This window comes from Streptomyces sp. R35, from assembly GCF_041053035.1.
Classification (GTDB): Bacteria; Actinomycetota; Actinomycetes; order Streptomycetales; family Streptomycetaceae; genus Streptomyces; species Streptomyces lutosisoli.
In genome coordinates this window covers 1,388,755-1,400,744 of sequence record NZ_CP163440.1, presented here as the reverse complement: position 1 = coordinate 1,400,744, position 11,990 = coordinate 1,388,755, and the positions used below count along the sequence as shown (strand labels likewise).

The 11,990-nt window shown below is 71.2% G+C and carries 11 protein-coding genes; 6 read left to right on the top strand and 5 right to left on the bottom strand.

From position 1 onward, the window contains the following. Positions 1–39 precede the first annotated feature (39 nt). From AB5J50_RS06805 to AB5J50_RS06785, 5 genes are all read left to right on the top strand, one after another. On the top strand, positions 40–2,586 hold the full coding sequence (locus AB5J50_RS06805) for a thioester reductase domain-containing protein (protein ID WP_369255855.1): 2,547 nt from the start codon (positions 40–42) through the stop codon (positions 2,584–2,586). Continuing rightward, the gene (locus AB5J50_RS06800; protein WP_369255853.1) at positions 2,583–3,719 is read left to right on the top strand and encodes an alpha/beta hydrolase; all 1,137 of its coding nucleotides are present in this window, start codon (positions 2,583–2,585) and stop codon (positions 3,717–3,719) included. Before AB5J50_RS06805 ends, AB5J50_RS06800 begins: the two co-directional genes overlap by 4 nt. 62 nt (positions 3,720–3,781) lie before the next feature. Next, positions 3,782–4,561 (top strand): alpha/beta fold hydrolase, encoded by a 780-nt coding sequence (locus AB5J50_RS06795; RefSeq protein WP_369255851.1) that lies wholly within the window; start codon positions 3,782–3,784, stop codon positions 4,559–4,561. A 152-nt stretch (positions 4,562–4,713) separates the two neighbouring features. Beyond that, positions 4,714–5,529, top strand: coding sequence for an alpha/beta fold hydrolase (locus tag AB5J50_RS06790; protein ID WP_369255849.1), 816 nt, complete (start codon positions 4,714–4,716; stop codon positions 5,527–5,529). A 195-nt stretch (positions 5,530–5,724) separates the two neighbouring features. Next, entirely contained in the window at positions 5,725–6,543 is an 819-nt protein-coding gene (locus tag AB5J50_RS06785) for an alpha/beta fold hydrolase (RefSeq protein ID WP_369255847.1), read from the top strand. A gap of 111 nt (positions 6,544–6,654) precedes the next feature. Here AB5J50_RS06785 and AB5J50_RS06780 read toward each other — a convergent pair whose 3' ends face one another. The 5 genes from AB5J50_RS06780 to AB5J50_RS06760 form a co-directional block, all read right to left on the bottom strand. Then, positions 6,655–6,915 (bottom strand): hypothetical protein, encoded by a 261-nt coding sequence (locus tag AB5J50_RS06780; RefSeq protein ID WP_369255845.1) that lies wholly within the window; start codon positions 6,913–6,915, stop codon positions 6,655–6,657. Positions 6,916–6,966: 51 nt separating this feature from the next. Beyond that, positions 6,967–7,848, bottom strand: coding sequence for a hypothetical protein (locus AB5J50_RS06775; RefSeq protein WP_327426709.1), 882 nt, complete (start codon positions 7,846–7,848; stop codon positions 6,967–6,969). A gap of 134 nt (positions 7,849–7,982) precedes the next feature. Further along, positions 7,983–9,212: a PP2C family protein-serine/threonine phosphatase gene (locus AB5J50_RS06770; protein ID WP_369255843.1), complete on the bottom strand. Its 1,230-nt coding sequence runs from the start codon at positions 9,210–9,212 to the stop codon at positions 7,983–7,985. Positions 9,213–9,315: 103 nt separating this feature from the next. Next, complete coding sequence (locus AB5J50_RS06765; protein WP_369255841.1) at positions 9,316–9,963, bottom strand: TetR/AcrR family transcriptional regulator; 648 nt, start codon at positions 9,961–9,963, stop codon at positions 9,316–9,318. A 211-nt stretch (positions 9,964–10,174) separates the two neighbouring features. Then, on the bottom strand, positions 10,175–10,954 hold the full coding sequence (locus AB5J50_RS06760) for a DeoR/GlpR family DNA-binding transcription regulator (protein WP_327426706.1): 780 nt from the start codon (positions 10,952–10,954) through the stop codon (positions 10,175–10,177). A gap of 122 nt (positions 10,955–11,076) precedes the next feature. Here AB5J50_RS06760 and AB5J50_RS06755 point away from each other — a divergent pair, with 122 nt between their 5' ends. Continuing rightward, the gene (locus tag AB5J50_RS06755) at positions 11,077–11,967 is read left to right on the top strand and encodes an SIS domain-containing protein (protein WP_369255839.1); all 891 of its coding nucleotides are present in this window, start codon (positions 11,077–11,079) and stop codon (positions 11,965–11,967) included. Positions 11,968–11,990: the final 23 nt, after the last annotated feature.

The window sequence follows — 11,990 nt, the reverse complement described above, 5'->3', positions numbered from 1 at the left end:
CAGTGAGCGAGTGGACAGTGCACAGAGTGAAGGGCTCTCATGCGTGATGTGAACGAGGCCGCGCCGGCGTACGCCGGACAGCGGGCGACCGGCGAGTCGATCGAGCGGGGCGGCGGCGGGCTCGGCGTGGACGCCCTGCTGGCCAAGGTCAGGACGCCCGAGGCGCCCTCGCCGACCGGCCCTGACGCCGGTTCGGATCCCGGTTCCCGTAACGCCCAGGCTCCCGTGGCCCCGGACGTGGACGGGCTGGCCGCCGCCATCGCCGCCGCGGCGGGCCCACACCTGCCCGAGGGGCACCTCTCGCCCGACGCCGACTTCTTCGACGCCGGTGGCAGTTCCGTCGGCGCCGTAGAACTCGTCGCGGAGCTGGAACGCGAACTGGGCCTGGAGATCAGCCTGGACGACGTGTTCGCCGACGCCCGGCCACGCAGCCTCGCCCAGCGCTGGCTGTCGACCGCGGGGGCCACCGCGGTCCTCTCGGCCCGGGCGTTCCCTGCGGGAACCGTGGCGACCTCGGCCCCGGCCACGTCAGGAACCTCGCCGGCCGCGGCGACTCGGGCGCCGACAACCACCGCGGCCGGCACCTCGCCCACCCCGGGCACGCTTCCGCTCTCTACCCCGGGCACCCTTCCGCTCTCCGCCGCGGGCACCCGCCCGGCCGCCGCCCCGGGCACCCTTCCCGTCCCGGCCCCCCGCACCCCACCCGCGACGGCGATCACGATCCGGCCGGGCAACAGCGACACCCCCTACTCCACGGCCCGCCCCGAGGACCTCGACCAGATCCTGGCCGACCTCTCCCTCGCCGACCGTCTGCCCTGGACCAGCACGCCCGAGCCGTTGCCGCCCCGCCGGATCCTGCTGACCGGCGCCACCGGCTTCCTCGGCAGCCATATGCTCCTCGACCTGCTGCGGCACAGCGACGCCCACGTCTACTGCCTGGTCCGCGCCGCCGACGAGGAGGCGGCCACCGCCCGGCTCGGCGACGCGCTCAAGAGCTACCGGCTGCCCTGGTCGTCGGAGGTGCGCCGCCGGGTGACCGTGCTCCCCGGCGACATCAGGCGCCCGCACCTGGGCCTGTCCGACGAGCTGTGGAACACGCTCGCCCACGAGCTGGACAGCGTGGTCGGCGTGGCGGCGGCCGTGGACTTCCTACGCGGCTACCAGTCGCTCAGGCAGAGCAATGTCATCGGCTCACTGACCCTCGCCGAACTGGCGGCGACCGGCCGGCCCAAGCCGCTGCACCACATCTCCTCGATCGCCGTCTTCAACGAGGTCGGCATCACCGCCATGGGCGAGGACGACCCGTTCGCCCACGTCGACCGCCTCATCGCGGGCTACGACCAGACGAAGTGGGCCGCCGAGGTCGCGCTGCGCCGGGCTCGCGACCACGGTCTGATCGTCACGGCCATGCGCCCCGGTGGCATCGGCGGCCACACCAGGACCGGCGCCTACAACCCGCAGGACCTCAGCAGCGGCCTCATCTCGGCCTTCGGCCGCTTCCGTACCGTGCCCGCCTTCCACTATCTGAACGCGGCCCCGGTCGACTGGGTGAGCCGGGTCGCGGTCGGCGTCATCTGCGAACCCGACGCGTGGGGCTACGACTACCACCTCACCGGCGTACCCAACACCCTCGACGACGTCGTACGGGACATGGCGTTCGGCGGCATGCATGTGCGCGTACAGGACTGGGACGAGTGGCGCACCGACGCCCTGGCCCGTCTGGAAGCCGAACCCGTGCCCGAACTGGGCTTCCTGGCCCGGGTGTTGCAGAGCCCCACCGCCCTCAAGCTGTGCGAGGCGACACTGAAGGGCCCGGCGGCCACCGACGACCGTACCGCCGCGCTCGTCGAGGCGCTCGGGCTCCCGCCGGCGGCCCGCTACGACGCCCAGGCCCAGCTGAAGACGTTCGAGCGGCTCGCCCAGGACGGCCTGGCCCGGCTGCCGCACAAGGACGACCAGCCGTACCTGTGGTTCTCCGAGACGACCGAGGGCGGCGTCGGCCCGGTCGGAGCCCCTGCCGACACCCCCTGCTCGATGGCGCTCACCCTCTCCATCGCGAGCATGTACCAGTTGGTGAAGGAGCGCCGGGTGGACGTCAGCGGTGAGCTGACATGCCCGGCGGTGCACGCCGAACCCCTGGTCGTCGAGCGCGGCGACGTCTGGATCCGCCCCGAGGAGGGCATCCCGCACCAGCACGGTCTGCGGCACCAACTCCTCACCTACCGGCTGTCGTTGGTCGACGCCGACGGCGGACGCTGGTGGCTCGAGGGCAACAAGCACGCCCGGGCCCGCCGTGACGTCTGGCGGCAGACCCGCGCGCTGACGGTCGAGATCGGCCGCGAGGGCGAACCGGCAGCGCTGGCCGGCGAGGTCGTCGTGCCCGCCGACAGCTACATACGTGACCAGATCGACGGCATCAAGGTCGACCCGCGCCTGACCAGCCAGGAGAAGCGGGCCGCCAAGCTGACCTGGCTCGCCTGGTTCGGCCTGGAGATGGGCCGCGGCCTGCTCGGCCCCTTCGCCCGGGCCGCGGCCGACCTCCTCGACCTGCGCCGCACCCAGACCCCCTCGGAGCACCCCCGATGATCCTCAGGACGACCAACTCCCGTACCAGGCCCGCGATCCGCAAGGTCAGGACCACCGCGGCCCTGCGTCCCCTTCGCCACCGCCTCGATCCGGCGACGGTCGAGGAGATCCCCTTCCGGGCGGGCGACGGCGTACGCCTCGGCCTGACCCGTATCGACAGCGGCGAGCCGGACCGGCCCGCCGTACTGCTCCTGCACGGGCACACCGCCTCCGCCGACATGTTCCTGCTGCCCGAGACCCGCAACCTGGTCGACGTCCTCCTCGACGACGGCTACGAGCCCTGGCTGCTCGACTGGCGAGGCAGCTGCCGGCTGCCGTACAACGAGACGGGCCAGAGGTACACGTACGACGATGTCGCCCTGTACGACATCCCGGAGGCCGTCTCCCACATCCGGCAACGCATCGGCGACCGGCCGCTGTTCGTGGTCGCCCACTGCATCGGCTCGCTCACGCTGTCGCTGAGCATGACGGCGGGCCTGGTGCCGGGGCTCGCGGGTGTGGTGTCGCAGGGGGTGTTCCTGACGCCGAAGCTGGCGGGCCGCACCTCGCTGCGGATGTCGGTGGCCGGGGAGCTGCTGAAGTCCCGGATCGATCACATCCCCGTCGACTTCCGCACGGTGGGCTTCTGGTCGAAGTACACCCCGCTGTTCGCACTGGCCTCCCGGAAGGCGAGCTGCCCGGATCCGACCTGCCAGATCCTGCACAACTCGGCCTGGGGTACCGGCGCTTCACTGTTCGTGCACGAGCACCTGTCCGAGGCGACCCACCAACGGCTCGCCGAGCTGCTCGGCCCCGCGCCGCTGTGGATCCTGCCGCATCTGCGCCGCATCGAGCTGGCCCGCACGGTGGTGCGCTGGCACGACGGCGACCACCGCTACCGGGCGCTGCCGCCCAACGCGCTGGACGCCGCCGGCCGCATCGACACTCCCGTCCTGCTGCTCGCAGGCAGCGAGAACGGCCTGTGGCTGGATTCCCAGAAGCTGTGCCGCGACGTACTCGCCCGCAGACAGCCCCAGTTGGACGTGACGTACACCGAGATCCCCGGCTACGGCCACCTCGACACGTTCCTCGGCCGGGGCGCCGCCCTCGACGTGTTCGGGCACATCCTCGATTTCCTCGGCGCACAACGGTGACGGCGGCCCCGGCGGACGGTTACCGTACGCGTCAGTAACCGACCGCACCGCAGGAGGCACCGATGCCGCAGCTCGAAGTCGACGGCGCAGCACTGACGTACGACGACGAGGGCCCCCGGGACGGTGACGGTGTGCCCCTGGTGTTCATCCACGGCTGGACGGCCGACCGGCACCGCTGGGACCACCAGGTGGCACACTTCGCGTCCAAGCGGCGGGTCATACGGCTCGACCTGCGCGGGCACGGCGAGAGCACCGGGGCGGGAGCGCGAGCGGTCGACGAGCTGGCCCAGGACGTCATCGCCCTCCTCGACCACCTGGAGGTCGACCGGTTCGTCCCGGTCGGCCACTCCATGGGCGGGATGATCTCGCAGACCCTCGCCCTCGCCCACCCCGAGCGGGTCGAGCGCATGGTGCTGGTGGACTCGATCAGCCGGATGACCTACAGCCGGGGGCGGGGCCTGCTGATGGCGGTGTCCACTCTGGTGCCGTTCAAGCTGTTCGTCGCCGCCAACATCCAGCGGGCGTTCGCCCCCGGCTACCCCCGCGACGAGATCCGCGGCTACATCAAGGCCTCCGCGGCGACGCCCAAGGAGGTGGTGATGACCTGCTACGGCGCCATGCGCGACTTCGACGTCCTGGACCGCGTCGGCGAGATCACGGCTCCCACCCTCCTGGTGCACGGTTTCCATGACATCCAGCTGCCCGTCTCGCAGATGCTGCGGATGGCGAAGGCCTACCCGGACGCGGTGGTACGCATTGTGGACGCCGGCCACGAACTTCCGGTGGAGAAGCCGGCGGAACTGACGTCGACGCTCGACTGGTTCCTGACCGGCCGGGCGTGAGGACCCCGGGCGCCGAGAGCGAGCCCCGAGGCGTTGGGCCGTCTGTCCGACGCTTTGGCTGCGGCGCCCGTGACCGCGCCGGACACTGAAGGGAACCTCCCGTCGGGCCGTCCCCGAGCCCTGTCACCCCACGCGCTCCGAGGAGTCACGGCATGCCGCTTCTTCGTACCGGTGACCTGAACCTCTACTACCAGGTCGCCGGGGAGGGGGATCCGCTCGTCTTCGTCCACGGCTCCTGGAACGACCACACGTCATGGCAGCCCGCGATCGAAGCCGACTTCCGTTCGTCGTTCCGGGTGATCAGCTACGACCGCCGTGGCCACGGGCAGAGCGAGGCGGGGCCGGGCCAGGGCACCCGCCGACAGGACGAGGACGACCTGGAGGCCCTGATCGAGCGGCTCGGACCCGCGCCCGCGCACGTGGCCGGCAACTCCTTCGGCGCTGCGATCACGCTCGGTCTGGCCGCACGCCGCCCCGAGCTGTTCCGCACCATCACGGTCCACGAGCCCCCGCTCGTCGGGCTCGTGGCCGACGACGCGGACGCCATGAAGGAACTGGCTCCGGCGAAAGCCTCGATCGATGCGGCCCTCGGCCATCTCCGCAACGGCGAGTACGAGCAGGGCGCGCGGCAGTTCGTGGAGGAGGTCGCACTCGGACCCGGCATGTGGGACCGGCTGCCCGCCCAGGCGCGCGAGACATTCGTGCACAACGCGCCCACCTGGCTGGACGAACAGTCCGACCCGGACTGGGACCGGCTCGACGTGGCAGCCCTCGCGCGCTGCACCGCGCCCGTGCTGCTGAGCCGCGGCTCCGAGAGTCCGCAGTGGCTGAGCACGGTCCTCGACCGGCTGGCCGCGGCCCTGCCACAGGCACAGCGGCAGACCCTCGAAGGGGCGGGGCACATCCCCCACGTCACCCATCCAGAGCAGTACGTCGCCGCGCTCACCCGCTTCATCCGAGCGGCCTGAGACACCTCCCCGGGGTCCCCGGGCCCCGGGGAGGTGTCTCGGGCCGGTACGACGCCGCACCGGCGGTGCCGTCGGCGGACTCCCGTGCCACAGCGCGGGCCGTGCTGCCGATCGGTACTGTCGGAAGTGATCGCCGCTCACTGTCCGCTTCCGGTTCCCGGACCCGGGCGGCCGAGCGGAAGGAGGCAGGGCGTCGTGACCGTGATCTCCCTGAAGTCCGCGCAGGTACGGGAAGGGCTCACCCTCCCCTATGGCGAAGCCGGGTACCCGAGCGGCACACCGGTCGTCTTCGTGCACGGGCTGGCCGACTCCTGGTGGTCCTTCGAGCCCCTCCTCAGACGCCTCCCGGCCTCCTTGCACGGCTACGCACCCACCCAGCGCGGCCACGGCGACGCCGACCGCCCTCCCGACGGCTACGCCCCCGAGGACTTCGCCTCCGATCTCGTCGACTTCCTCGACGCCGTCGACATCCGACGCGCCCTCCTCGTCGGATCCTCCAGCGGCGGCGTGCCCGCCCGCATGGTCGCGGGCAGCCACCCCGACCGGATCGCGGGACTGGTACTGATCGGCGTCCCCGGCACACTCGAGGACAAGCCGGCGGTGACGGCGATGCGGGAGACGGTGCAGGGCCTCTCCGATCCCGTCCCCCGCGAGTTCGTCGAGGAGTTCCTGGCCGGCATGGTGGCCAGGCCGGTCGCCAGGGGACTCATGGAGACCATGATCGAGGAAAGCCTCAAGGTCCCCGCCCACGTCTGGAAAGAGACCCTGAGCGGTCTGCTCGAAGCCGATCTCCGCGCGACCCTCGCAGGCATCCTGGTGCCCACGCTCGTCATCTGGGGCGACCAGGACGACTTCCTGCCGCGCGGCGACCAGCAGACCATCCTGGACGCCATCCACGGAGCGCGCCTTCTCACGTACGAGGGCGTAGGCCATGTCGTCCACTGGGAAGAACCCGAACGCGTCGTCGCCGACATCGCCGCCTTCGCAGCGGAGCGGTCGTGCGAAGCGGAGTGAGGGGCAGGACCGCGCTGCCGGAGCACGCGGCAGCGGAGGCCTCGGACCTGCGCGGCGTTGTGGTGCTGCGCCTTGGACCCGTGGCCCCCGCCGACATCAGCGTGTGAGGGCTCAGGACGTCTCGTCGTCCGGCTTCGCCGGCTGCTCCTTGCTCGTCGGCTCGTCCTCGGAGGAGTCGAGTTCGTGCATACGGCGATGGATGGCCTCGCGCAGGCTCTCACCACCGGGCCGCGTGGGAGCGTCGGCGGCATCCGCCGGTGGTCCGGCCGGATGCTCCGGCGGTCCGGACGCGAGCTGATCGATCACCTCATGCAGGTGGTCGGCTCGGTCCTTGCCGTCGTTCTTCTCGTCTGCCACGTTCTCGTCTGCCACGGCGCACCTCCGTTCCGGGCGGTCCGAGTGCGGTCGTCCTCCCCAATTGTCCTACTCGTTGTCCTGATCGCCGTCTTCCCAGGTGCCTTCGACGACGGGTCCGGCCTGAAGCTCGTCGACGCGGCTGCGCCACCCGTTGGCGCGGGACTGTGTGGACTCCTTCACCGCGGCGGTCAGAGTGCGGGCGGCGGCGAAGCGATCGGACTGAGGGCCACTGGCGGCGATGCGTGCGATGGTCCCCGTGCGGGAGTCGATGGCCGAGCGCAGGCTGCCGGCGCGGGCGGTCAGTCGGCCCAGGTCGCGGAAGCGGGGCTGGTCGCTGTCGAACCAGATCTGCTGCCACCAGTGGTCGCTGACCGGGTCGTGCCAGCTGATGTAGCCGCCGGGCAGGATCTTGCGCGGGCCGTCCAGCTTGCCGGTGAAGCTGTAGCGCACACCGGGGGCGGCGACCGGGTCGTAGAAGTTCGGGGTGAAGAAGTCCGACATCAGCAGGCCGTTGATGGTGTAGCCGTTCTCGGGCGCCTCCGACGGATCCGCGACCTCCACCAGGAACTCCACCACGCCCTGGCCGGGCTTGGGGGACTGGCCGGCGACCAGCCGGCTGCCGCCGGGGTCGCCGAGCATCTCCAGCATCTCGTGGCTGGCGGTCAGCGACCAGCTGTCGCTGTACTCGATCAGCGAGAAGGGCTGGCCGTTGTTGTCGAGGTGGACACCGGCCGCTCCGGCCTGCTGGATGTCATCACGGACGATCATGGGCCAGTAGCCGACCGGAACGTCGTCGAGCTTGTCGAAGGCGTCGACGCTGGCGGGGATCTTCCAGATCGGGTCGAAGTCCCGGATGGCCTGCTTCTGCAGCGCGGCGGCGACCCGGTTGAGCTGGGACGGGGTGATCTGGTCGCTCTCGGACACCAGGGCAAGGTGGGTGACAAGCATGCCGGCTCCTGTTCGGCGGGGACCTTCCAACAGGCAGGATGCCGTAACGTCACCACTTCGTTACCGCATGTCGTGGCCGGTCGCCCGCATGGAGTAGGAACTCGGCATCCATCCATTCGACGCCGACTACGCCGTCACAAGCGGACGATGATCAGCGCGGTGTCGTCGGTGGCGCCCCCCGGCGGGAGCAGTTCGAGGAGCACGGCGTCGGCGAGGGTCTCCGGGTCGGCGTCCCGGTGGCGGAGCAGGGCGGCGGCGAGGCGGTCGAGGCCGGTGTCGATGTCCTCGCCCCGGCGTTCGATCAGTCCGTCGGTGTACAGCACGACGGTGGCGCCGTCGGCGAAGGTCGTGGTGGCCTGGGGTCTGGGGACCGGGTCGGGACGGGCGTCGAGCGGTGGGTCGGTGGCCTGGTCGAGGAACTCCACACGGCCGTCGGCGTGGACCAGCGCGGGCGGGGGGTGCCCGGCGCTGCTGTAGGTGATGGTGTGGTGGTCGAAGTCGATGAACGTCGTGACCGCGGTGGCCGATTCGGCGCCGTCGACCACATGGGCGTACCGTCCCAGGACGTTCAGGGCCTGGGCGGGGCCCTCGGCGACGCGGGAGGCGGCGGTGAGCGCGCTGCGCAGCTGGCCCATCACGCCGGCGGCCTCCAGACCGTGGCCGACCACGTCGCCCACGGCCACGCCGATACGGTTGCCGCCCACGAGGTCGACCAGGTCGTACCAGTCCCCGCACACGTTCAGCGCGCCCACCGCGGGCCGGTAGCGCACGGCGGTCCGGTGGTGTCCCAACTGCTGGGGGGCGGGCAGCATGGCTTTCTGCAAGGCGAGCGCCACCTCGCGCTCGCGGGCGTGGGCCTGACGCAGACGTTCATTGACGTCCTGCAGTTCGCGGGCGCGTGTGTACAGCTCGGCTTCGAGCACCCGGGCGCGGTTCCCGCTCGGGCCGCCGCGGGCCCGGATCAGTTCGGTGACCTCCTCGACCCGGTGGACCAGCAGCACCACCTTCCCGTCGGGGCCGTACACCGGCGCGTTGACCGGGCTCCAGTAGCGCTCCTCCCACTCTCCGGGCCGGTCGGAGTATTCGACGTCGTACCGCTGCAGGGCCATGGCGTCGCGCTCACCGGTGCTCAGGACCCGTTGCAGCGAGGCCTCCAGGTTGCGCATGCCCGTCGCGGTGGCGTCGTTCGGGTTGTCCGGGAAGACATCGAACAGGTAGCGGCCGACCAGCTGCTCCCGGGTGCGCCCGGTCATGTGCAGGAACTCGTCGTTGGCATCCGCGTACACGAGTTGGGGCGTGAGGAGCGCCACCATGCCGGGAAGGGCCCGGAACATGGCCGCGTAGTCGATCCGCGCGTCCGTCATCGTGCCGCCACCTCGCTGCCGATATCGCACATTTTCGCATGATTCGATCGGCTGGACCTGGCGGTATCAGTACCCCTGGTGGGTATCGGCAATGAAGTGTGAACTAGAGAGCCCCGACGGGCAGGGGACGGCGGGCCACTTCGTGGGCCTCCTCGGGTGTGAGGCCCAGCATGCGGAGGATGAGTTCGGCCATCTGCTCGTCGGCGCCGGGTCCGGCCTGGCCGGACTTGTCGGACGACTTCAACTGGAGCAGTCCGAGGAGGGATCCGCCGACCGCGCTGAGGGCGACCAGGGGGTTGTCGACCCGGAAGCGGCCGGAGGCGTTGCCCTTCTCGATGTCCCGCAGCGCCCGCGGTCCCAGGCCGAAGTCGGCGTGGATGTAGGGGAGTCCGCCGTAGCGCAGGACGCGGGTGAGTTCGGGGTGGGTGTCCGCGAGCCGGAAGGTCAGCCGGACGCTCACCGCGAACACCTCGGCCGGGTCGTCGATGTCGCCGGTGATCGAGTCGATCAGCTTGCCGTACTCCTCCAGCGCGCCGACGACAGCTGCCTCGAAGAGTTCCGCCTTGGTCTGGAAGTGGTTGTAGAAGGAGCCGAACCCGACGTCCGCGCGCTCGGCGATCTGCTGGATGCTGGCCTCGCTCGTGCCCTGCTCGGCCAGGATCTGCTGGGCGGCGGCGATCAGGGCGCCGCGGGTCTGGGCGCGCCTGCGTTCGAAGCGGTTGGCGGGCTGGGCGTCTGCTTGATCCGGCATCCGCTCATCCTATCCGCGGACCTTCAGAACTGATGGGCGGATCAGTCGGCAGGGTCCAGCGCGAGCGGCTGATGGCCCCGCTGGTGAACCGAGTTGTCGCCCACCAGTCCGTGATCGGAAGGGCCCGAGGGCGTGGTGGTGAACCGAGCTGTCAGCCGTTGACCGTGACCAGAAGTGCCCCAGCCGGCGTGGTGAACCCAGTTGTCAGCCGTCACACGGCGACAACCCTCACCCCCGCCTCCTCGAACCGCCGCACCGTCTCCGCCCCCACCGCCGAGTCCGTGACCAGCGTGTCCACCGACTCGGCCGCGCAGATGCGGGCGAAGGCGCGCTGGCCCAGCTTGCTGGAGTCCGCGGCGACGACGACGCGCTCGGCGCGCTCGCACAGCAGACGGTTGATCGCGGCCTCCGCCTCGTCGTGGGCGGCCGCGCCGTGTGCGGGGTCGAAGGCGACCACGCCGAGCACGGCGACGTCGATGGTGATCTGGCCGAGCACGCCGTCCGCGAGCGGTCCGATGAGCTCGTAGGACTGCGGGCGCGCGACCCCGCCGGTCACCACGATCTTGAACTGGGGGCGGACGGCGAGCTCGTTGGCGATGTTCAGCGCGTTCGTGACGACGGTCAACGCGGGGGAGCCGGAGGCGAGATCGGGGCGGACCGCCAGGGCGCGGGCCACCTCGGTGGTCGTGGTGCCGCCGGTCAGGCCCACCGCCTCGCCGGGGGCGATGAGGTCGGCCACCGCCTTCGCGATGCGCTGCTTCTCCGAGGCGTGGCGTGCGGTCTTGTAGCGCAGGGGCAGTTCGTACGAGACGCCGTGGACGACCGCGCCGCCCCGGGTGCGGACGAGCATCTGCTGCTCGGCGAGCTGGTCGAAGTCGCGCCGGATCGTGGCGGCCGACACCTCCAGCTGGGTCGCGGCTTCCTCGACATCCAGGCGGCCCCGCTCCACGAGCAGTTCCAGCAGCGCCTTCCAGCGGGCGTCGCGCGACATCCGCACTCTCCATTCCTCGATCTTCCGCGACCCTAGCGCACCCCGCTCCCCTATGAATGCTTGATTGTGCTCGAAAGTTCGCTATATCTTGCAAGAACAAGCATCAGTGGGAGGGGTACGGCATGACCCATGTCGAGAACGAGCTGAGCAGTCAGCCCGAGTGCTGGATCCGCGCCGCCGAGCAGGCCGTCGCGCACGGGGCCGCGTTGCCCGCGGCGGGGGAGCGGGTCGCGATCGTGGGGTGCGGCACCTCGTTCTTCATGGCACAGGCCGTGGCCGCGCTGCGCGAACAGTCCGGGCAGGGCGAGACGGACGCCTTCGCCGCGTCGGAGTTCCCGCACGGGCGCTCGTACGACCGTGTCGTCGCCCTCACCCGCTCCGGCACCACCACCGAGGTGCTCGAACTTCTTGGGCACCTCCGGGGGCGTACGCGTACGACGGCCGTCACCGCCGACCCCGAGACCCCCGTGATGGAGTCCGCGGACGACATCGTCGTGCTCGACTACGCCGACGAGCGGTCCGTGGTGCAGACGCGGTTCGCGACCACCGCGCTCACGCTGCTCCGGGCCCATCTCGGGCTGCACTCCGACGCCGTCGTCGCCGACGCCCGCACCGCACTGGAGGCGCCCCTGCCCGAAGGGCTCGTCGAGTGCACGCAGTTCACCTTCCTCGGCCGCGGCTGGACCGTCGGGCTCGCCAACGAGGCCGGGCTCAAGATGCGTGAGGCCTCGCTCGCCTGGACCGAGGCCTACCCGGCGATGGAGTACCGGCACGGCCCGATCAGCATCACCACCCGGGGCACCGCCACCTGGATGTTCGGCGAGGCACCCGAAGGGCTGGCCCAACAGGTGCGTGAGACCGGCGGGTTGTGGGTGGCCGGTGCTCTCGACCCGCTCGCCGAACTCGTCCGGGCCCAGCGACTGGCGGTCGCCGTCGCCGCGGCCCGCGGGCTGAACCCCGACCAGCCGCGCCACCTGACGCGCTCGGTGATCCTCAGCCAGGCGGCCCACTGAACCGGGTCAACCACCCACCGAGA

Coding starts and splice junctions, on each gene's coding strand:
- AB5J50_RS06805 (WP_369255855.1), top strand. CDS start 40: ATGCGTGATGTGAACGAGGCCGCGCCGGCGTACGCCGGACAGCGGGCG.
- AB5J50_RS06765 (WP_369255841.1), bottom strand. CDS start 9,963: ATGCCGGATCAAGCAGACGCCCAGCCCGCCAACCGCTTCGAACGCAGG.
- AB5J50_RS06770 (WP_369255843.1), bottom strand. CDS start 9,212: ATGACGGACGCGCGGATCGACTACGCGGCCATGTTCCGGGCCCTTCCC.
- AB5J50_RS06775 (WP_327426709.1), bottom strand. CDS start 7,848: ATGCTTGTCACCCACCTTGCCCTGGTGTCCGAGAGCGACCAGATCACC.
- AB5J50_RS06760 (WP_327426706.1), bottom strand. CDS start 10,954: ATGTCGCGCGACGCCCGCTGGAAGGCGCTGCTGGAACTGCTCGTGGAG.
- AB5J50_RS06755 (WP_369255839.1), top strand. CDS start 11,077: ATGACCCATGTCGAGAACGAGCTGAGCAGTCAGCCCGAGTGCTGGATC.
- AB5J50_RS06790 (WP_369255849.1), top strand. CDS start 4,714: ATGCCGCTTCTTCGTACCGGTGACCTGAACCTCTACTACCAGGTCGCC.
- AB5J50_RS06795 (WP_369255851.1), top strand. CDS start 3,782: ATGCCGCAGCTCGAAGTCGACGGCGCAGCACTGACGTACGACGACGAG.
- AB5J50_RS06800 (WP_369255853.1), top strand. CDS start 2,583: ATGATCCTCAGGACGACCAACTCCCGTACCAGGCCCGCGATCCGCAAG.